Genomic DNA, 23384 nt, shown 5'->3' with positions numbered 1-23384 from the left:
CCTTAATTATGAATTTCAAGCAGTGCTGCTTTGGTTTCCGGAACATCCGTTTCCGGGGGTTCAATTTGGTCGGGAAGCATGATGCGTGCTGCGAACAGCGCTTCGTCAAGTCGCGCAACTTTAAACCGCTGTGAATCAAGCGCTGCAGTGACATCTGCATAAAATGCGGACAGCTCACCGCAGCGGTGCGTGTCACCGTATACAATCACCGGCCCCGGCATCAAAAGCTGTTCCGCAGCCTGTTCAATATTGCGAATCAGTTTTTCGATCAGTATATAACGCTTTACCGGATCTTTAATGTCATCGGTCCATTCCGATCCCCAGGATCCGGTGATTTTTGCCTGCCAGTATCCTAAATCGTCTGAACAGCAGACCACCGGGGTTCCATCGGGAAGTCTACGCTGATACGCCGCGCGACCAGGAGAAAGCCATTCAATGAATGCAATGCCGGACGGTTTTACAGCTTCTGCAAATTCATTCAGCCGGGTATCATTTTTAGAGCGCTCTGTCAGCACAGGCACTGTTAAATCAGTTTGTCTGTAACGTGCTGCATGTTCTTGTAAAAATTTTGTGAACGTCGGCATTTTGAAATTAAAAATATCGAACGCCACGAAATAATCATTCGCGGTCGCGGTTTCATAATAATATTCCAACATCGCCGGGAATTCCGACATCATCGCCGGAAGCGTCCAGTTTATCGGGATGGCGCCGCGCTGCGGATCGTTCCAGCTTCCGAAAAAGAACGGCACCGGACCTTTCATTGTGTCACCTTCACTGGTGATAAAACAAACCCGGTAACGCCGATCGGAACGGTCTATTTCATCTTCCCGACATTGGAATTTCTGGTGAAGCACATTACTGCGTGGCGAAACTTTGGCGTGAAAACTCATGTTATCTCCCCAATGAAGATAATAATGCCCTTTCTCACCGACCAACATGAACCAGCTCCATTCAAATTCGCCATAACCGAAAATGAATGCTGGCGCTTCGAGTGCATCCAGAATCCGGCGGTACATATCCGCCTGCCGTTTGTCACCTTTCACAATGCCGCCGAAAGATCTCTGATCCTCGTAACCTAGCGTTAAATTAAAAATGAAACCTTTGTTTGCGATCGTCCAGTCGAAGCTGCGAAACGGACCGAGGCCGATATACAGCCCGTCGACATCCGGCCCTGACGGTGTATGCGCCCAGCGCCGGTTGCATTTCGGCATGACATGCTCAAGCGCCCATGCATACACGTCAACACTGTCGCGGAACCGGCCGGTTAAATCTTCTTTGATCTCAAGTCCCAGATAGTTTTCCAATGTTTGAAAATTCAACTTTCCTTTCAGTTCCGGCGATTCCCCAGCCAGCATTTTTTTTGTTACCGGCAGCAGAGAATCTGTTCCGGCGAGCGTCATTGCAACACAGCGCGTTCCGTCAATTTTAGGATCGTAAACAACAATTCCGGAAAACAGATGTTTGAAACGGTCGAGCAGCGGCAGCAGCCCGTGCAACGGCTCGAAAGTAATCCCGTTACGCTCGGAATAAATGTGCATCCAGTTTTCGTTCCACGGTGAGCCGGGACGATCCTGTGCGGCAGAATAATCGCTTGGGCCGAACATTATCTGCGGGCCGCTCCGGTTAGCAAGTCCCTGTACTGCTTCAACGGTGTAAAGCTCCGTCCACCAGTCCAGTCCCGTAACATCAAAAACAACTGTGTTTTGTTTCATTAATTTTTACTTTCCGTCGTGTACCACTGTCTCAAAAACCGTAATTTCATTTGCCTGCGCGTATCTTCTGCCAGCACTTGCAAAAGTCCGATTAGCAGACCGGCATTCAGTGCAGTTAAGATACGCTCGCGCTGAGTCATGATTGTTCTTTCTAACGGACTGCTGGTGATTTGATCGCTACATTCACTGCGCATATACTACCGCTCTCCTGAATCGGAATAATATCTCCGTCAATCTCCTGCCCATTTACAGTCAACGATACCGTTCCTTTGCAGATCCCTCTCGGTTTTTGGATTTGTATAGTGTATTCACATCCGCGGAATTTCCGTATCATGCGAATATTCTCCCACTCTGATGGAAGGCATGGGTCGATCCGTAATCCTGTTAATTCAGGACGGACACCCAGCATATGCTCCCAGACATTCAACAGCGTCCAGCACGCTGTTCCTGTAGCCCAGGAGTGCGACCCCTCACCGGGGTGATCTGCTTCCGGCGCATAGATAAACTGGCATGCGGCATACGGCTCAATCAGATAATTTTCGCCGTCTTCTTTCCAGCGTACATTTGGCAGCATCGTGCGCATAATTTCATACGCCTTATCGCCGCGACCGGCCGTACATTCCGCCCAGATCCGCCAGCGACTGTTATGCCCTTGCAACGATCCGTTTTCTTTCGTTCCCGGCGCAAACCGGCTGATAATTCCGGCACGTTTTTCCGGTTCGGCAAACGGCGGATAAAAACAGCGGCTACCATATTCTGTGTCCAGATATTTTTCAAAACTGTTCATTATTTTTTCTATGCGCGAGACATCGGCAATTCCGGCGATCACTGCAAATGCATTCGGATTCCCGAAAAATGCTCCGCCGGTGTCCAGTTGCTCTTTTGTGCCGAGAACCCAGCCGGAATGGTGCGTCGCGCGCCGGTACCAGTCGCCGTCCCAGCAGAGTTCATTTACACGCATCTTTAGCTCTGCGATTTTCCGGCGATAGATTTCCAGCCGCTGGAAATCCCCAGCTTTTTCCATGCATTCATAAAACATCTCTATACAAATGCATGCCCAGCCCGCAAGCATTACAGATTCCGCCTGTCCCGATGTTCCCGGAATAATATTTTTATTCTCATCCAGTTCCGGAGTTTTACCGCACTGATCGAGCGCATCATTCCAGTCCGCTTTCAGAATTAACGGTAGGCCGCGGTCCGAAAATTGACTCCAGAAAAACTCAATTCCGGCGATCAGATGTTCATAAATTGATGCGTCCGGTTTTTTTGAATCGCCGGAAATTCCGGTTTGCGGATTTACCCACTGTGTTTTTTCATCAAGGATTGAAAAGTCGCCGGTTTCACGGCAGTAGTGTGCCACGATGAACAGCGGGTTTAACGGGTCGTCGGAATGGAATGTGCGCGCACCGAACATATTCATGAAATTGCCGTTGTGCGCATAATCGCCGTCGTCAAACTGCCAGATCATGATTTTTTTCAGGATCAATCCACGCACCCATTCCGGATCTTGGCTCAGACGGGAAACAGCATCCTGGCAGGCATCGCGAACGCCGTAATTATAAATACCGGAATAGCAGTATCCTGTATTGCGGTTCCACCACGAGAGAATTGCACCCTGATATTTAAACCAGATATTCACCATCGTGTTGAGATCGCCATCCGGCGTTTCCACCATTGGAGAAGAAATCACGTTGTTCCAGTATGCATTCAGGTTTTCAAATGCTGCACGCGCTTTTTCCGGCGTGTTATATTTTTCATACAAACCGGATGCATCTCGTGAATCTACCGGAGTCGCACCGAGAATTAAAACATATTCGATGTGTTCACCGGGCTGTAAAACAAACCGGCTGCGAAGTGCGGCACAGGCATCACGCCCCGTAGCGACAACATTGCAAAGTGTTTTCTGTTCCATTGCCTGCGGCGACTTTAAATCGCGATACGCACCAATAAATTGATAGCGATCACCTTCATAGCTATCCACCGGTGCCGAACTGTTCAAAAAAACTGCGTAATCAAAAGGAATGTTGTTTGCATCTGAATTCTGAGCCTGCCAGCCGCCGGTATGTTTCACCCAGAGCGTTGAGCGGTTGTACAATGTGTTATCCTTAAATTCCTGCCGTTGCATCAATGTATAAAACTCGCGCCACGATGTGTCTTCAAACCAGTTGCCCGGTGCCAGCTCCACATATGATGTTGCAGAGATTTCTCGTTCCCGGTCAGAGGTATTTTTAAGTTGAACCGTCCAAATCAAGCATGCATCACCGACTTCAAATGTGCCGGTTTTTGATGCATCCGGCATCGGCGTAAACCACGTTTGCTCCGCTTCAATTCCATGATGCGCCGAAACAATCCGGTTATAACCAAGTCCGATATGACAGCGCCATGAATCCAGCGGATCAAACGGCGGATAACCGTTCGCGTTCCACCAGTCGCCAGATTTTTCATCGCACAGAAATAAAAATTTCCCAACGGTATCGCGCGGAACGCCGTCAATATGCCAGCGCGTAATGCGTCCGACATTCGGCTGATCAATAAAAGAATAGCCGCCGCCAAGATGACTCGCAACATAGCACCAGCGCCCGTTAGACAGCACATTCATCCAGGGCCGCTGTAACAATGGATCGTTTAAAATAAATTCTTTGCCGTCAGTAGAAAAATTTCCGTTCATTTCCATTATCAATCCTCACGTTAAAATTCTTATTGTTCGAATCAAAATTATCGCACCGCAAGAAAACGGACTTTACATTTAAAAAACTTCTGTTTGCATTTTTTGCGCAAGGAGCCGGTATGCCGAAAGAAACACTGATACTGCACAAAGATGATAAATATGGATCCATCACGCGCCATGAAGCGCCGGAAACCATTGCTGCACCGCATCATCATGAGCACCTCGAAATTAATTTTGTGGAACGCGGACAGGCAAAATATAACGTTAACGACCGCATTTATAATCTGGAGGCGCGCGGAATCGTATTTCTCTTTCCGGCACAGGAACATGTTCTGTATGACCGCAGTTCTGACTTCCAGATGTGGAATATCACAGTGCGGCAATCCTTTTTAAACACGCTGTGTAAAAGCCGTTATCTCATGCCGTTGAAAGCCCGCGATCCGCAGGAATATTTCTGCCGCCGCTTCCATCTCGCAACGGCACGTCTATATGAAAAACTTCTACCGGATGTTGCCGCACAACAAAAGACTCATCCTGTCATTTACCGGCTCGGGCTAGGATATCTCGTTGCCGGACTCTGGAAAGATTTTCATGAAAACGCTACAATCAATATTCATCAGCCTGTGTCGCCACACATCCAAAAAATTATCTATCTGCTGTCTCATTCCAATGATCATAAAAATCTTGACGTTCTCGCCGGTGAATTCAATATCAGCCCGAGCCAGATCAGCCGCATGTTCAAAAAGGAAATGGGTATCTCAATTACCGAATTTCGTAACCGTGTAAAACTCGACCGCTTTATCAATCTCATGTTTAAACACCCGAAATACGACCTTCTCACACTGGCAATGGATTCCGGTTTTGGAAGTTACACCCAGTTTTTTCGAATTTTCCGGCAACAAATGGGAATGACTCCTGAAGAGTTCCGGAAAAAAACTGATTTTTAGAGTGCTGCTTATTTGAGTTTACCGGTATCTGCGCTTTGTGAACAACTCGTCCCCGTTCCTGAACAATCGAGCACAGGGAAAAGAATATTACCGTGGTACTCCTGCAACAAATCGCAAAGGCATCAAGGTGCCGATGTCTGAGATCCTGGAGAATGCTGTAGCGGCTGGGGAATTATAGACGGGCGAATACAGCGGTGAGTTTTGACGAATTTTATCGAAATCTGTCGCAGAATACCCCGTGGCTTGCCACGGGGATGAATGCGTTCGATAGAGGGGGGATGTAAGGGGGAGCGCAGCGTCCCCCTTTCCCGACAAGCTCCTCGCCGATTCCATCGAGTACGCTGGTGAAATGAATCGCGATAAACGACACCAAGATACTGGCTAGAAAGATGATGCGAGATAGCTTGGTACGAAGTATAACCACGTCTCCCCCAGAAACCTCATTTGGTGCCTAACAGTTATTCTACGTCATTCATTTCCTGGAGGCTACGGTCCGCTGGGGTTGATTTCAACTTTGATTTGTCTGATATTTTCATTTTTTTATTTCAGGTTGTCGTATAGCATTCCGTGCATGAAAAAAGTTGTTGAGCAACATCCGCGGGTGTTGCTCAGGAAACCGGTGGCATTTAATTCAAATCCGCATTGGCCGAAAGAATATTTTGCGGTGTTGGCGGAGGCAGGTATCCCGGACCGGGAACATGCGTTTGATACCCAATGGGTGCGTCAGTTTTTCAACCGTAATTGTTTAGTCCCACAGTGTAGTGGAACGAATTAAACTTAAAGCGATCCAGAGCAGAAGTCCAGATGTTGCAGATATATTCGTATGGCGTGAGGCCATGTAATGTTTTGAGCCGTTTGGCAAAGTGATAGGCCGTCACAAAGGTCTGTATATGTTCTTTTAGCTGATCATGGGTTCCGTAGTGATAACGCTTCACCGTTGCCTCTTTCAATGTTCAGTTCATCCGCTCAATCTGCCCGTTTGTGGGTGCCATTCATCCCCGGTCTTAAAAGACCGGGGATGAATGGCTGCGGGTTATACAAAATATATTTCACAAATTTTGGTTCATCACGGAAGAGCGTACAAGTGCCGGAAAATTCAGAAATACCGGAAATTATTTTCTATTCAAAAAAATGTATTAAAAAGGTCTTGATCGTCCATAAATAAATATTACATTTATTTAAAAATCAGAGCCGATATTTGTGAAACAGGAAATTGACAGAGAATTTACGGCGATCTGCCGCAGGAATAACTGGAAGTGTACCATCCAGCGGCGTGCGGTTTACGGCTTTATGCGGGGCAACCTTTCTCACCCCGGTGTGGATACCGTATGGAATCATGTGCGCGAGACCGCACCGACCGTTACCCGTGAAAGTGTATACCGGATTCTGAATGAATTTTCTCAGTGCGGAATTTTAAACCGCTTGGATCATATCGAGAATGCGCGCTACGACAGCCGGACGGATTCCCACGGACATTTTGTCTGTGAACAGTGCGGCACGATTATTGACTTTGATTTATCACAGAAAATGACGGTGCCGGATGATGCCGTCAAAGGAGAAATCCGGCAGATCGAATTGAGAATTTCCGGCATTTGCAGTAAATGCCGCTAGAAGACAGGAAACCCAAAAACAGAAAGGAAGGACAGTATGGCCAGATCAATCACACAACTCAACATTCAGTATTCGCACCGTTTTCTCGGTTATGAGGGCGAGGCGCAGTATCTGCACGGACACACAGGATTATTAACGATCGAAGTCGCCGGCGACGTCGATGCCCGCACCGGATTTGTTTATCCGTGCAACGGCATCAAGAAAATCGCCTGGGACTATCTGAAAAATTTCGATCATGCTCTGATTCTGCAGAAAGAAGATCCGCTTCTGCCCGGAGTGCTTGCCGCTTACGAAAAGCAGGGAATCCGCAACGGAGCGCCCACGAATACCATGCTCGGACTGCCGTTTGACAATGAGCTTGCCAAAGCCTATCCGGAATGCCGTCTGGTGGTGGTTTCAAAAGTTGCCACCTGTGAAAACCTGATTGAAGCCTTTCATTTTCTGCTGAAAGATAAGCTCAACATCAAAAAGATGACATTCGTTTCCGGCGACAACTGCGCATCCCAGAAATTCTGAGCGTTCACTTGCAGCAATCAGAATAAACGGAACTCCGCCTGATTTCAGGCGGAGTTTTTTGTTCGCCGGAATACCGGATTTTTTGTTGGCGCGCATGATCTGTTACATATTACGCTTGCCGGATGAATCTGATTTTCAACGCCTCCGCCGGGACGGGGAAAACGTGGCAGGTTACGGAGCTGTACACGGCGCTGGTGCTCGGGTCAGCCCACGAACATCTGCCGGAAAACCGCGCGCCGGTGCCGGCGGAACAGCTTTTACTGATGACATTTACAGATAACGCCGCCGCCGAACTGCGCGCACGCGTCGCCCGGAAACTGCTCGCCGCTGAAACCGGTGCACTGAATTCCGGCGACGATGAAACTGCGGCGATAGCACGGCGCGCACTGCGGTCGATGCCGGCGGCAAACATTTCAACCATTCATGCATTTTGCGCCGGACTTCTGCGCGAGTTCGCGCTGGACGCCGGCCTGTCGCCGGATTTTCAAACGCTGGACGACGATGCGCGCGATGTTCTGCTCAATGATGTGCTGCGCCGGACAATAATTCAAGCGCTCGAAACCGATGCGAATTTCCGTACGTTTTGCGCCGGACTTTCAGTGCTCGGCGACTTTGATTCGAGCGTGATTAAAACCATGCGCGCACTGCTTGAAAAAGCGGCGAGCCGCGGGCTGGATCTTTCAGATGCTGGAGCGCTGCTTCCGCCGCCGGAACATACAGTCGACCGGATTCATTTTGAAAAAATTTATGATGAACTCTGTGCGCTTGGTACAACGACGAAAACAGGAATGGAAGCTGAAATACGGCTAAAGGCGGCGGTTGATCATTTCCCCAATGTGAAAATGATTGCGCAGCTCCCGAAATTCGGACGTGTAAACAAAGCATTGTCGGATGAGTTATCCGCGCTGAAAAAACAGTTTCTTGCTGAATTTTTTTATGCGCAGGAGTTCGACATGTTCAAAGCGTTTGCGCAATGTCTGTCGACCGCATCACAAGAATTTACAGCGGTGAAACGCGCACGCGATGCGGTGGATTTTGACGATCAGCTCCTGCTGGTTCGCGATCTGCTAAAACGAAACCCGGATGGCGTAAGTTTTGACTGGATCATTGTCGATGAAGTTCAGGACACGTCGCGCGTGCAGTTTGAAATTATTAAAGCACTGTGGCGTGCGGAAACAAATCTGGTGATTTGCGGCGACCGCAAGCAGTCGATTTATGCATGGCGCAGCGCTGATCCGGATGTGATGCCGGATATTGAAAAACTGATGGCGGCGCGCGGCGGATTAAAACAGGTTGCATTGAAAAAAAGTTTTCGCAGCAAAGACCGCGTACTGACGGCAGTGAACGAACTGTTCGCCGGTTTATATCCTGATTATCACAACGCTGCGCTGGAACCGGCACCGGAATTAAATGCTCTGACAGAAAGCGGTAAAGGTGCGTGTGTTGAATTTCTCGCGCCGGATTCTGAAGACTGTTCGACTGACGAAGAAATGGCGGCGGTCGCGCGCCGGATTAAGTTATTGGTTCACGAGAACGCGTGGTGCCCGGAGTTCGGCTATGATGAACAGGCAAAACGTTTCGTTGAAAAGGCACCGGTACAATACGGCGATATTTTAATTTTATTAAGGCGGGCGAAGTACCAGACGATACTGGAGCAGGCGCTGCGCAAAGCAGATATTCCGTATACATCCGGCGGCAAGGGCGCTGCGCTGTTTAAACAGCAGGAAGTACGCGATATGCTTTTATTCCTGCAAACGCTGTGCGAGCCGGAAAATGATCTGGCGCTGGTCGGAACTATGCGTTCGCCGTTTGCCGGGCTTTCTGATGAACAGATTGTTGCGTTCGGCTGGAACGGAGAGACGTTTGACCGCGAAATCCTGCGCCGCAATTTCTTTGAAAGCGGAGTTCCGGCGGCGGAACGGATTTTGCGCTATCGAAAACTGATCGGCGAAAAAACGGCGTCGGCACTCGTGCGTGATGCGGTTCGTGAAACGGCCTTCGACGCTGTGCTCGCTGGAAATTCCAACGGCGGACAAAGCCTGGCAAATTTTAAAAAGGCGCTCGATTGGCTGCGCACCGCGGAACGCGGCGGACAAACGCTGCTGCCGGATGTGGTGCGCCGGTTTGAAAAAGCCATTAAAACGCCGCCGCGCGGCAGTGCGGCAGAAGCGCTGCTGCCGGACCGGGAGCAGAACGCCGTAACGATTATGACAGCGCACGGCGCAAAAGGGTTAACGAAACGCGTCTGCTTTGTGCCGGACATCAGTTTCGGAGATATGAGCAATACGTTCTTCGCGCAGTTTACCGATGCCGGAAAACTTGAAATGAATATCACCGGAATCTCCGGCGCAAAAATGGAAACGCCGGGCTGGGATGCCGCGCGCACTGCCGACAAAGACGTCCGGCAGCTGGAGCAGACAAATGTGTTTTATGTTGCGATGACGCGCGCGCGCGATCTGATCGTCTTTTCCGGCGCCGGCACATCAAAGCCGACCGGCTGGTTAAAGCAATCAGAACAATTTATTTCGAACGCCGGCACAGATATATTGAAGATTCGGAAATTTTCAGAAATACCGGAAATAGAGTTCCGCGCTCAGGATTCAGGGCTCAGGGTTGAGGATGTCAAATTTGTTCCATTAAAAGTTCCGGCGGGAGTTGAGCGGAAAACAGTGACGGAATTGGTTAAAATAGAAAAAGAAAAGGATCATCCACTTGCTGCTTATTATCCGCCACTAAAAAATCCGGCATTATTCGGAACACTGGGTCATACTGTGTTAGAAGAACTGGCCAAGAATAACTGGAATGGTGAAATTCCGGCGCTGGTAAAGTTGTTTGAAGCGGAAACCGGTGCAGTAGAAACAGAACTGCTGATTCCGCAGCTTGAGGCAACGCGCAAATTTTTACGCACCGCGACTGCCGGCGCGACACAGCTTTTTGTCGAATATCCGTTTGTATTGAAGCATGATGATTTCATTATCGACGGCACGATTGATCTGCTGGTGAGGTTTCCCGCCGGATGGAAAATTTTTGATTATAAATTTTCCGGTGAGTCGCCGGAAAATGCGCGTAAAATTTATGCGCCGCAACTTAATACATATCAGGACGCGGTGAAAAAACTGCATGATGGTGCGCCGGTTTCAGCTACGTTGATTTTAATTCGTGACACGGTGGAAACAGTCGAATTATAAGAAAATCGTTGCCGATACTTTGCCTATCTACCAGAATGAATTAATCCTATAATTTATTGATCTGCTTATCCGCTAATTCGTTTTTTCTGATTTTCCTGAGTGTGCCGGAAAACCAGAGAATAGCGACGGTGCCGGCGAGAACATGACCGAGCGAGTTACCGAAATAAATTCCCGCCACGCCGGCGAGTTTGGAGCCGAGCCACGCCAGCGGCAGCACGAACAGCAGCAGCCTCACAGCGGTAAGGACTGATGCATGAATCGGTTTGCCGATGGCGTTAAAAGCGAACCCGCTGTGAACCAGCATGTGCAGCATGATCGCGCCGGAGAGCATGATGCGCAGATAAATAACAATCAGACGGTTCACTTCAGGTTTATGGCTGAAAATCCCGGCAATCTGCCGCCCGAAAAAGAAAACGAGAATCAGACAGAGAACAGAATATACACTACCGTAACAGTTTGTGCGAATCCATGCGCCGCGCACGCGATCGAGCCGGCGCGCCCCCCAGTTCTGCCCGAGGATCGGTACAAGCGTGCTGCCCATCGCCATCGGAATCATATACGCGATTCCTTCAATGCGCTGTCCGGCGGTCGTCGCAGCGATCGCATGCTGCCCGAAGCCGGAAATTATGCGTAAAATAATTCCGTTAGTAACCGGCATCAGCATATTGGTCGCGGCAGCTGGCGCGGCGACATAAAGCACATCACGCCACGCTTCCAGCATTTTGCGCACGCCGGTCCACTGAAATGAGAGCAGATTAAACCGAAAATACAGCAGCGAAAAACACCAGATAAGCATCCACAGCCGCGCAATTCCTGTCGCAATCGATGCGCCGGCCATACCGAGCGCCGGAAAAATTCCGATGCCGAAAATGAGCAGCGGATCGAGAATTAAATTCAGCAGTGCACCCGACGCAATAATCAGTCCGGGCTGCAGCGTATTGCCGGTGGCGCGCATTGCGTTATGACCGATCATCGGCAGAATGCCAAATGGAGCATAACAGAACCAGATGCGCATATAGGTTTGTGCGGCGGCGAATGTTTCACCCTTGGCCCCCATCGCTTCCAGCAGATAACGCAGCAGCAACTGTCCGGCGATCGACATAACGACTAATACCACAGCGGCAAGCAGTATGCTGTAACTGGTGAGATGCCGGACGTGATCGGTATCGTTTTTGCCGATTGCGCGGCTTACACATGACGCCGTTCCCAGCGCGATCCCCATGCCGATATTCTGAAAAATCATCACCAGCGGAAACGTATAACCGATCGCGGCGAGATATGTGATTCCGAGCCGTGAAAGAAACCACGCATCAGATATATTGAAAATCACCATCGATAGGAACCCCAGCACCATCGGCGGTGTCATCCGCAGAATATGCCGCCCGAGCGACCCTTCGGTCAGATCAATTTTCTTTTTCATAAAAATTGCTCTGATTGTGCCGTACCGGCACAGCGGGTCGAGACAAAATTTTTTAGCCGGAGTTCTGCACCGCGGATTTGCCGCTTCGCTGCCCGCCTTTGACGAGCCTTTCTTCGAATCGCGGATATAAACGAATAATTTAAAAAGGAGAAGAGATTCGGAAGCCAAAACCCCATTTCCTTTCATTTACAATATCTGTTTGATCCGCGGTAAATTCCCAATGCCGGAAAAATAACGGGCAGGCAGGAATGCCAGACCCATATTTAAGCGCTTTTTCATTTCATCATTCCGGTGGATAGCTATGATCGCCGTAATGAGCTGGTACTTTACACTGCTTTCCACTGGTCTGTTTTTAATCGGCGCCGAAATTTTCGTGCCGGGCGGAATTCTCGGCATTTGCGGTGCGGCGGCACTGATTGCCGCTGTAATAATCGGCTTTACTGTTTTTCCGCCGGTGCTTGGCTGGCTGAGTCTGCTGCTGATTCTGATACTCACCGCCCTCGCCGTTTTCCTCTGGATGAAATTCTTTCCCAAGAGTCCGATCGGCCGTGCGCTGGCGCTGAATCAGAATTCCGCCATCACCGGGAAAACAGATTCGGAGTGGAAAACCGGTATGCGGGGAACGGCGCTGAGCGATCTACGCCCCGCCGGCAAAGCTCTCCTTGACGGCCGGCGCGCCGACGTTATCGCAAACAGCACCTGGATTGAACAGAATGCTTCCATTGAAATCAGCAAAGTGGAAGGCAACCGGATTTATGTGAGGCAGATTTGAAGAAGCCGGTTTTATTGTTTTTTTTAATACTGCTCGCCGGAAATTTATTCTCAGCGGAATTTGTTCAGCGTGAAGAATTTATCAGCGGGCCCGGCGAGACGCTGCGCAATGAGATGTGGATCAGTGCAGGAAAAGCGCAGTTCGACGGAACGGCGGAAGAGGATCTCTTTGTTCTTGCATCCACCGTGGATCTGCACGGAAAATTTTCCGGTGCGGTATGGAGTATTGGCGATCAGATTATCGCCGGCGGAAATTTCACTGAAACACTGCGCGTTGCCGGACGCACCGCTGCCGTTTCCGGCGCACTGAAAAAATCACTCACCGCCGTTGGAAGCAGTGTGCTTATTGAACCGACAGCAACCATAGAAAAAAATGTGTTGTGCTACGGCGAAAACGTAATCATCAAAGGAACCATCGGCGGCAACGTTAAAATTTTCGCCAATCGCGTAACAGTCGGCGGAAAAATTTCCGGCGATATAACCATCGCGGCGAAGGATATCGTGGTCTTGCACGATGCCGTACTCGGAGGAAATCTTCATTACACCGCTCCGCACGAACTCATCCTTTCATCATCCGTGCATCTTGCCGGAAATTTAAACCGTACATTTTCACCGCCGGCGCCGTTGTTCCGGCATGACCTGCTGTCGCACAGCATCTATTTTCTCGCAGCACTGCTCACCGGGATTTTGTTTTACGCCCTCTTTCCGCATTACACTGTCACCTCCGTCCATCTGCTGCGCAGTTCGCGCACCAAATGCATGCTGGCCGGAGTTGCGGCGCTGACCGGAATCCCGCTCATAATTTTTGCATTGCTGTTTTCGCTCATCGGATTTTCGCCCGGACTCCTCCTCGCCGCATTTTACGGCATTCTCTTTTATCTCAGCCGCATCATTGTCGCGCTGTGGATCGGTATTGCCGTGCTGCGCCGCAATGAAATGTCGCGCCGGAAAATAATTGCGCCGCTTGCCGCCGGACTTGCCGTTTTCTACGCACTTACCGCAGTGATTCCGATCGCCGGTATTGTCATAATCGTTGCCGCCGTCTTCGGGCTTGGCGCACTCACGCTCGCACTTTTCAAACAACCGGTGTTCGTCATCAGGCGCCCGGCACAAACAGAGACTCAACAGAAAAATCAAATATTAACGGAGGAATAAATTATGCCAACCGGAATCGGACTCATTCTCGGGATATTTGTACTCATCGTCGCATTTGTACTCGCGATGGTCGTGCTGTCGGTGATCGCCGCCTGGATTCAGGCGTGGGGTTCCGGCGCGCCGATTAAACTCTATAATTTGATCGGCATGAAGTTCCTGCGTAAAGTGCCGCTCGCGCTGATTGTCCGTGCGCGTATTCAGGCCGTACGCGCCGGACTTGACGTTTCCACTGATCAGCTCGAATCGCACTATCTCGCGCGCGGAAACGTCATTAACGTGGTACAGGCGCTGATCGCTGCCGATAAAGCCAACATTGAACTCAGCTTCCAGCAGGCCGCCGCCATCGACCTCGCCGGCCGCGATATTCTCGACGCCGTGGCCACCAGCGTAAATCCGAAAGTCATCGACTGTCCCGATCCGCGCCAGGGAATTACTGTTCTCGATGCCGTTGCAAAAGACGGCATCCGTCTGCTCATCAAAGCTCGCGTTACCGTCCGCACCAATATCGAGCAGCTCGTCGGCGGCGCCACTGAAGAAACCATCATCGCACGCGTCGGACAGGGCATTGTCAGCGCGGTCGGCTCCATGGCATCCTATAAAAATGTACTGGAAAACCCCGACCATATTTCGCGCAAAGTGCTCGAAAGCGGACTCGACGCGCAAACTGCCTTCGAAATTGTCTCCATTGACATTGCCGACGTAAGCGTCGCCGGCACCGCCAACACCGCCAACGTCGGTGCACAGCTTGAAACCGAACGCGCCGAAGCCGACAAAAAAATGCGCCAGGCCGAAGCTGAAGGACGCCGTGCCATGGCCATTGCCGCCGAACAGGAAATGCGCGCCCGCGTACAGGAAATGCAGGCAAAAGTGATCGAAGCGCAGGCACAGGTTCCGCTCGCCATCGCACAGGCATTCAAAGACGGCAACCTCGGCGTAATGGATTTCTACCGCATGCAGAACGTCATGGCCGACACCTCCATGCGCGAGTCCCTTGCCGGCGGCGACGAAACAAAAAAGGAAAGTTAATGGTAGGGACGGTTCGATGAACCGTCCGTGCGGCGCGCTCATCGAGCGCGCCCTGCCCCCGGAAAAACCATGACTCCAATGCTCCAGATTTCCACGACCCCGATCTTCCATCTCCCGCTGGCGGCGATGGAAGATTTCATCTGGATTGTCATCGCACTGCTGTGGGGCGTCGTGCAGCTCGCTGCCGGCGCCGCCAAAAAGAAACGGCAGGAAAACCAATCAGCCCGCAGCACGCCGCAATCCGCACCGGAAAAACAGGCTGACCCATTCGCCGAAATGCTTAAAAAACTCGCCGGCATTACAGATCTGGAAGAGGTCGATTCTGATGATGAAGAAATCGAATCCGGGTCCTATGCGCCGCCGGAATACAAGCCAGCGCCGGAAACTGTAAAATCGGCATTTGTTTCAAAAAGTCCGTGGACATCCGGCGACATCAAAAAACTGCCGGACATCAAACCGCTGTTGCGTGAAATCCCCAAACCGGCTCCCATGCCGGCGCCGGTGGAGATTCCTAAAATTGACGTCCATCCGACAATGAGTCAGTTCCGCAGCAGTATTCCGGCAATCAAACTACCGGCAATGAACCTCTGTTTTCTCAACGGGAATTCCGCCGGTGGGAAAAGCTCTGCCGGCAAAAAACTCATCAGCTCCTCCGACCGCCCCGCTCTCCGCCGCGCTATGCTCAGTCACATTATTTTCAGCAAACCGAAAGCATTAGAATGAAAAAAACTGTGTTTTATGAATATTGATTTTCTTTCTTCGTGGTCTTGGCGATCTTCTGTTTAAAAACTCCGCTTGTGCAGCGGCTGGCAAGGGACTGCCAGCCCTACCGATTTTTTTTCATTACCTTTTTGTAAAAACATCCGTTTCCATCCGTGTTATCCGCGGTTAGTCTTTTCGTGTATCTCGTGGTTTATTTTTTGTATTCCTTGCGTTTTTTTGCGGTTAAAGTAAAAATAAAATTTTTAAAATAAAAAATTCAAATCAAATGAAATGGATCCGGGAACTGCAGGCGATCAGTCAGACAGGCTTGCATTTTGGGGAAGACCGGTATAACCGCGAGCGATATGAACAAATTGGAAAAATTGCAGCGGAAATGCTTTCGGAAATTTCTAATTTACCGGTGGATGAAATTCTGAATTTTAATAAGGCGGAATTCGGGTATGCGACACCAAAGGTGGATGTACGCGGCGTGATTTTCCGCACCGGAAAAATTCTGCTGGCGCGCGAGGTTGCCGACGCAGACCGCTGGACAATTCCCGGCGGCTGGGCGGATGTGAATGAAGCACCCTCAGTCGCAACCGCGCGCGAAGTCCGGGAGGAAACCGGCTTTGACGTGTCAGTTAAAAAACTGCTGGCGGTGTATGATCGCGACACGCAGGGACACCAGCCGCCCCACCCCTGCACGGTGTATAAACATTTTTTTCTGTGCGAAATTACCGGCGGGAAACCGCAACTAAATTGTGAAATCAGTGAAATTGATTTTTTTGACGAAAATAATATTCCACCGGATCTTTCAACGGCGCGTGTCACCGAGAAACAGATCCACCGGTTTTTTGAACATTTGAAAAATCCAGATATGCCGACGGATTTCGACTGATTTTGTTAGCCACAAAAAACATGATTTGGAAGAAGGGCACGGCGAATGCCGGGCAGCAAAGAGGCAAAAGACACAAGAAAGGTGGAGAGTAACTTCCGGGCGCGCTGAAATCGGAAAAGTTTTTTGACAGGATTAACAGAATTTACGCAGATAAAAATTCTCGGAAATTAAATCAGCTCTGCAAACACAGAATCGCTAATAAAAAGTGCGGATTCGGTCAGACGGACATGATTGCCGGATATTTGGATTAGACCGTTGGATTTTAATTTTTGCAGCACCGGCGTAAGCGGCTCAATCAATTCCGGAGGAATTCCGGCACCGGAAATCTGCCGCAGACTCATTACAAATGTTTCACGCGCTTTATGTTCCGGTGTGAGTTTTTCCTCAAACTCACGGCGCGCACCGGAAGTGCAATAATCGTTTAAATCGGAAACGTTGGCGTAACGAACATTGTTCCAGTGCGAGTGCGCCGCCGGTCCACAGCCGATATATTCACCGCCGTTCCAGTAAAGCAGATTGTGCCGGCATTCAAAGCCGGGCTTGGCAAAGTTGGAAATTTCATAATGTACAAAACCTTCACCTACCAACCGCCGGCGAATATGCTGATACATTTCGGCTTCAAGTTCTTCAGCGAGCCGCTCCGGATTCCGTGCGGTCAGCGGCGTATCAGGTTCATACATTAAATTATAAATTGAAATATGATCCGGCGACAGAGTAAGCGCCCGGTCAAGATCGGCATCTAATAATTTAATTGTCTGCGCCGGAATCCCGAACATCAGGTCGATACTGATATTTTGAAATCCGGCGGCGCGCGCCATGCGGACTGCGGCGGCAGCTTCTGCCGCAGAATGAATCCGCCCGAGCAGTTTTAAATTTCCGGCATTGAATGACTGTACGCCGATTGAAATCCGGTTCACGCCGGAATTCCTCAACAGTTCAAGTTTTGCGGTATTGACGGTACCGGGATTGACTTCGCAGGAAAATTCCGCCGGATGAAACCGTTTCAGCCCGGCAAGAAAATCGCGCAGTAGGTCGAATTCAACAGCTGTGGGTGTCCCGCCGCCGATAAAAACGGTTTCCGGCGAAAATTCCGGCGGCAGTGTTTGCAGCTCATTCCGCAGTGCTGCAAAAAACTTCGACTGGATTTCATGTTCCGGTGCGGCAACTGAATAAAATGCGCAGTAAGAACATTTCCGTACACAAAACGGAATGTGAATATAAAGGCCGGACATTTTAAAAACCGAAAAATGACGAGGACTCTTCTCCATCAGATCCGGGAACAGCAGAATCGACAGTGCCCGAATTTAATCTTGAAAGATCTTCTATAACAACAATCGTAGCCGGAATCTGCTTTGTTGCGCGATTTCTAAATGCCATCTGCTCGAGTGTTCCGGCAGCTCCTGATTTTTGTTTGGCATCTAAAATTCCGAAGAGCCGCTCATCGCTGAAAAGATGCCCGTATTCAACAAGCCAGTTTTTAAGACGGAGATTCGGGTATCCATTAAGATTCAAAAATACCGAGAGTTCCGTAACAACGTCGCCGCTGGAAACCGTGCGCGGATCCGCCAGGCGATTAAACGACCAGTATTGTGCACCGGTTTTCGTATCTTCAAATTCAATGCCGACCTGTATGACACCATTCAGTCCAACGTTTTTATCAATAACCGGTGATTTATAATTAACGATCAATCCCCACTGCCTGTTACCGGAAAAATCCGTCGCTGTATTACGCTCAATCGCTGAGTGAATTACGCGCTGTAACGGAACGTTCGGAAAAATTTTCCGGTGCTGTTCTTCAATGCACGGAAAAATTATGGATTGATCGCGTCTAAGCTCAACCGCATCGTTCATCGGCGCAACCGTTGTTTCAAGGAGCTCCGGCGCCGGTTCCATTGCTGTTTTGACCAATGCTTCACGCGCTCCGGAAATTCCGGCACCGGCAGCAAGGCTGATCCACTGTGCAGCATCCGCATCGCCGCGCCGGAACTGAATAATTCCGTATTCCAGCGCAGCCCGTAAAACCCATATATCTCTTAATAACACCGAATTTTCATCACCGGCGGTTATTCCGTCTAAAACTTTTTTACGATAGATATCGGCGCCCTTACGCGGATTTTTTTCAACCAGTGTTCCGGAACGGTGCAAATTACCGAGGTAAAATGCAGCTCCGCGCGAACCGGCGGAGAAGGCTTTTTTGTACAATTCCGCCGCCTGTTCAGGGTCACGCGGAACGCCGAATCCGGCGTGATGCATCAGGCCAAGATAAAATATTGCATCCGCATGATTCTGTGCGGCGGCGGAGTCATACCAGCGCACCGCTTCTTCATGATTACGCGCAACACCCTCACCGGACGCATACAGCCGGCCGAGAGCATACTGTGCACCGGAATTTCCGGCGGCAGCAGCGAGACGGTATAAGTCCACTGCTTTCGTCAATGCCGCCGCTGCTTCCCGTTTTGCATGAGTATCGGTCCGTTCCTGCCACAGGCAGGCTTCAGCAAATTTTATTTCCGCCATTTTATACTGCGCTCCGGCATGGCCGTTTGCAGCAGCTTTTTCGAACCAGAATGCGGCGCGTTCAGAATCCTGTTCAACCGCCGTGCCCGATTCATACAATCGCGCGAGTTCATACTGTGCGCCGACACTGCCGCCTTCTGCTGCTTTTACATAAAAATCGATCGCTTCAATTTCGTCCTGCGGCAAACCGCCCAGTCCCAGAAAATACATCCGGGCAAGAAAATACATCCCCACCGGATCCTGTGCGGCCGCAAGGTTTTTAAAAATTCCGGCGGCAGTTTCGTAATCCTCCTGTGCATATAGTTTAATCGCTTCAGGCCGTTTCAATGCCGTCAATGCCGGAATATGTCCGGCATCGGCGCACCGCTTCAAAAAATCCAGCAATGCTTCGGGATCACCGTCTTTTTCGGCAATCAACTGTGCATATTGTTCCTGTAACTGCACATCGTGCGGCTTTCCGGCTAGCGCACGCGCAAACCATTCTTCAGATTTCACCGGATCAATTTCCGTTCCGATACCGCCGGCATACATACGGCTCAGCAATGCCATGGCTTCGGGCTCGTCTAATCCGGCGGCGGCGGACATCCACTTGAATGCCTCCGCCGGATTGCGGTCCACCTGATATCCGGCATAATAACGCAATGCCAGTTCGATCATGGCTTCGGGATTATTTGCACGCGCCTGCGCCTGAACCACATCAATTCCGGCAGAACGGAGTGAAGTACGCAAAATCGGCAGGTCGCAGAATCCGGCAGCAGAAAACAGAAAAACCAGGCAAAGAGCTTTTCTCATCATTTTTCCCGTTTTACAAATGTTCAGAAATAAGTCAATACGTTATCAATTTATTTTACCCGGTGCAACTCATGAAAAAAATACGACTTGACCAGCTGCTGACGGAACGGGGCATCGCCGAGAGTCGCGAAAAAGCGAAGCGACTGATTCTATCCGGTCAGATTATCGTCGAACACTGCGCCGCCCCGAAACCGGGGCAGATGCTGGCACCGGATCATCCTGTTCAATTGAAAAAAACTGAGCGGTTCGTCAGTCGCGGCGGCGAAAAACTGGAAGGCGCACTGAATGAATTCCCGATCCAGCTCGCTGGAAAAATCTGTCTCGATATCGGCTCGTCTACCGGCGGGTTCACCGATTGCATGCTGCAGCGCGGGGCAAAAAAAGTTTACGCTGTCGATGTCGGTAAGGGCCTGTTGCATTGGAAACTGCGCGAAAATCCGCGCGTGATTGTGATGGAAGGCATCAATGCGCGCTATTTAACTGCCGGTGACATTGCCGAGCCGGCCGATTTTGCATCCATCGACACCTCATTCATTTCGCTGACAAATATACTGCCCGCTGTAAAAGAACTTTTAAGCTCCGGCGGCGAAATCGTTTCGTTAATCAAACCGCAGTTTGAAGCCGGCAAAACGGAGGCTGATAGAGGACACGGTGTAATTACCAATCCGGCAGTTCATGAAACAGTCATCGAAAAAATCCGCCGTTTCGGCACCGAAGAATTAAATTTGCACTGGCTTGGAGTCACCGTCTCACCCATCAAAGGTCCGAAAGGAAATATTGAATTTTTAGCATGGTGGAAAAAAGAGTTGTGATACGAAAAACATGAACACACACCCAAACACAATCCGTATCTTTTAAATCCGCAGTCACCGGCAGATCCTCTGCCGGATGAAGACCCGGTATGTTCAGAATCACCTCTTCCTGTCAAAAACCGGCTACTTTTATCTGGATTTTTTTCGCCGGCTGGAAAACACTGCCGGCATTATGAAGAGAACTGATGCACCCATATTTAAGCATGTCCCGAATGGACGCGCCAAAAAAGTTGAAGATTTTATCCGGCGCTCGCCGATAGAACAAGATGCGGATCAGATCGCCGCGACAGTTTTGAACGATATTAAACGGCAGGGAGATGTCGCCGTGATCCGCTACGCGAACCAGTTTGACGGATCAAATGTAACGCCGCGCACGCTGCGCGTGAGCGAAAAGGATATCGCTGCCGCCGCGTGCGAGGTCGATGCCAAATTTAAAGCCGCCGCCAAAGAGGCACATAAACGGATTAGTGAATTTGCGCAGGCCGGTTTGCGTCCGGACTGGACGATGCCCTCCCCGCACGGCGGATTTCTCGGTGAAAAGTATGTGCCGCTCGACCGCATCGGCGCCTATATTCCCGGCGGCGCCGCGCCGCTCGCATCTACCGCGTTAATGACAATTACGCTCGCTCAGGTTGCCGGTGTACCGGAACGTATTGCCTGTTCGCCTGCTGGAAAAAGCGGCAAAGTAAATCCCTATATTCTTTATGCATTAGAGCTCGCCGGCGCGACAGAAATTTATAAAGTCGGAGGAATTCATGCGATCGGTGCAATGGCATACGGCACGAAATCGGTGCCGAAAGTTCAAAAAATTGTCGGGCCAGGCGGACCGTATGTGACAGCGGCAAAACGGATTGTTTACGGTGAGGTGGCGCTCGATATGGTTGCCGGTCCAAGTGAAATCGCAGTGCTCGCGGATGACGCCGCCAATCCGGCCTACGTTGCAGCGGATCTGCTTTCTCAGGCGGAACACGGCTCCGGCTCCGAGAAAGTTCTGCTCGTCTGTCTGTCAGAAAAATTTGCGGCGGCGGTACGCGCGGAACTTGACGTGCAGTCGGCAAAACTTTTACGGCAGGAGCCGGTTTCAAAGGTGCTGGCGAACGGCTGCCTGCTGGCTGTCGCGCCGAATATGGATGCGGCAATAGAGCTGTGTAACCGTTTTGCGCCGGAACACATGGAAATTATGACGAAAAATCCGGAGCGCGTGGCAAAAAAAATCACTGCGGCCGGTGCAATTTTCATTGGTCCGTGGACGCCCGAATCCGTTGGCGATTTTGCCGCCGGTCCGAGTCATGTGCTGCCGACCGGCGGAACGGCAGCTTATTTCTCAGGATTGACAGTGGATGATTTCCGGCGGCGCATCAGCCTCATTCATTATACGGAAGAAGATCTAAAAGCTGTTACACCGGTGGTTGAAGCCTTCGGCCGCGTTGAAACCCTCGACGCCCACGCCCGCGCTGCGACCATCCGGTTTGAAAAATAACTATTTAATAAAATCATTCACCACACCGATTTTGTTTTATTTGTTGCGGCCTTTCTACACCGAGGTTGTTCGTGGTTAAATAAAGTATGAAAAATCTGATTCGAAAATCTGTTGAAGCAATGGACGGCTATGTGCCGGGTGAGCAGCCGCAGGGCGATAAAATTATCAAGCTGAATACGAATGAAAATCCGTGGCTCTGCTCGCCGTTTGTGCGCGATATCCTGAATGAAATTGATGTGGCGGAGCTGGCAAAATATCCCGATCCGCTGTGTATGGATGTACGGCGGGTGATTGCCGAAAAGCACGCTGTTGGCATCGGCAATGTATTCGCCGGAAACGGGTCGGACGAAATTCTGGCGCTGTGTATCCGCGCATTTGCGGAACACGACGGATCCGTCGGCTATTTCGATCCGTCCTATTCACTTTATCCGGTGCTGGCGCAGATTGAAGAAATTGAAACGCGACCGGTGGAGCTGGATAAAAAATTTTTATGGCAAATGCCCGAAAATTATTCGTCATCAGTTTTTTTCCTGACCAATCCAAATGCACCGACCGGCATGCTGCACCCAAAAGAAAATATTGAAAATTTTATAAAAATATTTTCAGGTGTGGTGGTGATCGACGAAGCGTATGCCGATTTTGCGCGCGAAAACTGCATGGAGTTTGCCGCGAAATATGAGAATGTTCTGGTTGCGCGTACGCTGTCGAAATCCTATGCACTCGCCGGAATCCGGTTTGGCTATTGCGTCGGCGCCGAACCGCTGATCGATGCCCTGTATAAAATTAAGGATTCATACAATGTAAACCGTCTGACTCAAGAAATTGCGCGCGTCGCGATTCTCGACGAAGACACAATGACAGCAATTACATCGGCGGTAAAAGATTCACGCGCGCTGTTAACGGCGGAGCTGATCGATCTTGGATTCAATGTATATCCGTCTGAAACCAATTTTGTTTGGACGAAACCGCCGAAACCGGGCGCAAAGAAAATTTTTGACGCGCTGCGGAAAAAAAATATTTTTGTCCGCTGGTTTGACGGCCAACGCACCAAAGAGTATCTGCGCATTACCGTCGGCACAAATACGCAGATTGTAGAACTGGCTGCTGCGCTTGAAGAAATTTTAGGGCGGTGAAACAGCAATCTGTCCGAACAAACAAATCTCACCGGC

General features: G+C 50.2%; 18 protein-coding genes and 1 pseudogene. 13 read left to right on the top strand and 6 right to left on the bottom strand.

All coding sequences use genetic code 11. The features are described from left to right. Positions 1–2 precede the first annotated feature (2 nt). Positions 3–1712, bottom strand: a complete 1710-nt coding sequence (locus WC959_06205; GenBank protein ID MFA5688721.1) for a hypothetical protein — start codon at positions 1710–1712, stop codon at positions 3–5. A 151-nt stretch (positions 1713–1863) separates the two neighbouring features. Then, entirely contained in the window at positions 1864–4386 is a 2523-nt protein-coding gene (locus tag WC959_06200; GenBank protein MFA5688720.1) for a hypothetical protein, read from the bottom strand. Positions 4387–4499: 113 nt separating this feature from the next. Here WC959_06200 and WC959_06195 point away from each other — a divergent pair, with 113 nt between their 5' ends. Continuing rightward, positions 4500–5327: a helix-turn-helix transcriptional regulator gene (locus tag WC959_06195; GenBank protein ID MFA5688719.1), complete on the top strand. Its 828-nt coding sequence runs from the start codon at positions 4500–4502 to the stop codon at positions 5325–5327. A 571-nt stretch (positions 5328–5898) separates the two neighbouring features. Further along, complete coding sequence (locus WC959_06190; GenBank protein MFA5688718.1) at positions 5899–6102, top strand: hypothetical protein; 204 nt, start codon at positions 5899–5901, stop codon at positions 6100–6102. On the opposite strand, the pseudogene WC959_06185 reads toward WC959_06190, so the two are convergent. Then, positions 6059–6310 (bottom strand): annotated as a pseudogene (locus WC959_06185) (integrase core domain-containing protein). The gene WC959_06190 and the pseudogene WC959_06185 sit on opposite strands and share 44 nt — an antisense overlap. Positions 6311–6527: 217 nt before the next feature. Between WC959_06185 and WC959_06180 the strand changes: the two are divergent. From WC959_06180 to WC959_06170, 3 genes are all read left to right on the top strand, one after another. Continuing rightward, the gene (locus WC959_06180) at positions 6528–6938 is read left to right on the top strand and encodes a transcriptional repressor (GenBank protein MFA5688717.1); all 411 of its coding nucleotides are present in this window, start codon (positions 6528–6530) and stop codon (positions 6936–6938) included. A gap of 36 nt (positions 6939–6974) precedes the next feature. Then, positions 6975–7454, top strand: coding sequence for a 6-carboxytetrahydropterin synthase (locus WC959_06175; protein ID MFA5688716.1), 480 nt, complete (start codon positions 6975–6977; stop codon positions 7452–7454). A 122-nt stretch (positions 7455–7576) separates the two neighbouring features. Then, positions 7577–10642 (top strand): UvrD-helicase domain-containing protein, encoded by a 3066-nt coding sequence (locus tag WC959_06170; GenBank protein MFA5688715.1) that lies wholly within the window; start codon positions 7577–7579, stop codon positions 10640–10642. A gap of 46 nt (positions 10643–10688) precedes the next feature. On the opposite strand, the gene WC959_06165 is transcribed toward WC959_06170, so the two are convergent. Then, a complete protein-coding gene (locus WC959_06165; GenBank protein ID MFA5688714.1) occupies positions 10689–12062 on the bottom strand; it encodes an MATE family efflux transporter in 1374 nt (457 codons plus the stop codon). A gap of 301 nt (positions 12063–12363) precedes the next feature. Here WC959_06165 and WC959_06160 point away from each other — a divergent pair, with 301 nt between their 5' ends. The 5 genes from WC959_06160 to WC959_06140 all read left to right on the top strand — a co-directional run bounded on the left by WC959_06160 (position 12364) and on the right by WC959_06140 (position 16614). After that, the gene (locus tag WC959_06160) at positions 12364–12834 is read left to right on the top strand and encodes an NfeD family protein (protein MFA5688713.1); all 471 of its coding nucleotides are present in this window, start codon (positions 12364–12366) and stop codon (positions 12832–12834) included. A gap of 14 nt (positions 12835–12848) precedes the next feature. Further along, positions 12849–13988, top strand: coding sequence for a polymer-forming cytoskeletal protein (locus WC959_06155; protein ID MFA5688712.1), 1140 nt, complete (start codon positions 12849–12851; stop codon positions 13986–13988). A gap of 3 nt (positions 13989–13991) precedes the next feature. Further along, the gene (gene floA / locus WC959_06150) at positions 13992–15014 is read left to right on the top strand and encodes a flotillin-like protein FloA (protein ID MFA5688711.1); all 1023 of its coding nucleotides are present in this window, start codon (positions 13992–13994) and stop codon (positions 15012–15014) included. 69 nt (positions 15015–15083) lie between these two features. Then, complete coding sequence (locus tag WC959_06145) at positions 15084–15737, top strand: hypothetical protein (GenBank protein ID MFA5688710.1); 654 nt, start codon at positions 15084–15086, stop codon at positions 15735–15737. A 265-nt stretch (positions 15738–16002) separates the two neighbouring features. Next, positions 16003–16614 (top strand): NUDIX hydrolase, encoded by a 612-nt coding sequence (locus WC959_06140; GenBank protein MFA5688709.1) that lies wholly within the window; start codon positions 16003–16005, stop codon positions 16612–16614. A gap of 167 nt (positions 16615–16781) precedes the next feature. Here the strand turns inward: WC959_06140 and hemW are convergent, their stop codons facing one another. Then, on the bottom strand, positions 16782–17882 hold the full coding sequence (hemW, locus tag WC959_06135) for a radical SAM family heme chaperone HemW (GenBank protein MFA5688708.1): 1101 nt from the start codon (positions 17880–17882) through the stop codon (positions 16782–16784). Continuing rightward, entirely contained in the window at positions 17848–19926 is a 2079-nt protein-coding gene (locus tag WC959_06130) for a hypothetical protein (protein MFA5688707.1), read from the bottom strand. The genes hemW and WC959_06130 overlap by 35 nt, the downstream gene beginning before the upstream one ends. A 68-nt stretch (positions 19927–19994) precedes the next feature. Here WC959_06130 and WC959_06125 point away from each other — a divergent pair, with 68 nt between their 5' ends. The 3 genes from WC959_06125 (at position 19995) to hisC (ending at position 23348) form a co-directional block, all read left to right on the top strand. Next, entirely contained in the window at positions 19995–20735 is a 741-nt protein-coding gene (locus WC959_06125; GenBank protein MFA5688706.1) for a TlyA family RNA methyltransferase, read from the top strand. Positions 20736–20811: 76 nt separating this feature from the next. Next, the gene (gene hisD, locus WC959_06120; GenBank protein ID MFA5688705.1) at positions 20812–22215 is read left to right on the top strand and encodes a histidinol dehydrogenase; all 1404 of its coding nucleotides are present in this window, start codon (positions 20812–20814) and stop codon (positions 22213–22215) included. Positions 22216–22301: 86 nt separating this feature from the next. Continuing rightward, positions 22302–23348: a histidinol-phosphate transaminase gene (hisC, locus tag WC959_06115; protein ID MFA5688704.1), complete on the top strand. Its 1047-nt coding sequence runs from the start codon at positions 22302–22304 to the stop codon at positions 23346–23348. Positions 23349–23384 lie beyond the last annotated feature (36 nt).

Source organism: Kiritimatiellales bacterium (assembly GCA_041656295.1).
GTDB lineage: Bacteria > Verrucomicrobiota > Kiritimatiellia > Kiritimatiellales > Tichowtungiaceae > Tichowtungia.
This window is presented reverse-complemented; position numbering and strand designations above follow the sequence as displayed.

Excerpts from the sequence above, each read along its gene's own strand:
- WC959_06205 (MFA5688721.1), bottom strand. The coding sequence starts at position 1,712 with ATGAAACAAAACACAGTTGTTTTTGATGTTACGGGACTGGACTGGTGG.
- WC959_06200 (MFA5688720.1), bottom strand. The coding sequence starts at position 4,386 with ATGGAAATGAACGGAAATTTTTCTACTGACGGCAAAGAATTTATTTTA.
- WC959_06195 (MFA5688719.1), top strand. The coding sequence starts at position 4,500 with ATGCCGAAAGAAACACTGATACTGCACAAAGATGATAAATATGGATCC.
- WC959_06190 (MFA5688718.1), top strand. The coding sequence starts at position 5,899 with ATGAAAAAAGTTGTTGAGCAACATCCGCGGGTGTTGCTCAGGAAACCG.
- WC959_06175 (MFA5688716.1), top strand. The coding sequence starts at position 6,975 with ATGGCCAGATCAATCACACAACTCAACATTCAGTATTCGCACCGTTTT.
- WC959_06170 (MFA5688715.1), top strand. The coding sequence starts at position 7,577 with ATGAATCTGATTTTCAACGCCTCCGCCGGGACGGGGAAAACGTGGCAG.
- WC959_06165 (MFA5688714.1), bottom strand. The coding sequence starts at position 12,062 with ATGAAAAAGAAAATTGATCTGACCGAAGGGTCGCTCGGGCGGCATATT.
- WC959_06160 (MFA5688713.1), top strand. The coding sequence starts at position 12,364 with ATGATCGCCGTAATGAGCTGGTACTTTACACTGCTTTCCACTGGTCTG.
- floA (MFA5688711.1), top strand. The coding sequence starts at position 13,992 with ATGCCAACCGGAATCGGACTCATTCTCGGGATATTTGTACTCATCGTC.
- WC959_06145 (MFA5688710.1), top strand. The coding sequence starts at position 15,084 with ATGACTCCAATGCTCCAGATTTCCACGACCCCGATCTTCCATCTCCCG.
- WC959_06140 (MFA5688709.1), top strand. The coding sequence starts at position 16,003 with ATGAAATGGATCCGGGAACTGCAGGCGATCAGTCAGACAGGCTTGCAT.
- hemW (MFA5688708.1), bottom strand. The coding sequence starts at position 17,882 with ATGGAGAAGAGTCCTCGTCATTTTTCGGTTTTTAAAATGTCCGGCCTT.
- WC959_06130 (MFA5688707.1), bottom strand. The coding sequence starts at position 19,926 with ATGATGAGAAAAGCTCTTTGCCTGGTTTTTCTGTTTTCTGCTGCCGGA.
- WC959_06125 (MFA5688706.1), top strand. The coding sequence starts at position 19,995 with ATGAAAAAAATACGACTTGACCAGCTGCTGACGGAACGGGGCATCGCC.
- hisD (MFA5688705.1), top strand. The coding sequence starts at position 20,812 with ATGAAGACCCGGTATGTTCAGAATCACCTCTTCCTGTCAAAAACCGGC.
- hisC (MFA5688704.1), top strand. The coding sequence starts at position 22,302 with ATGAAAAATCTGATTCGAAAATCTGTTGAAGCAATGGACGGCTATGTG.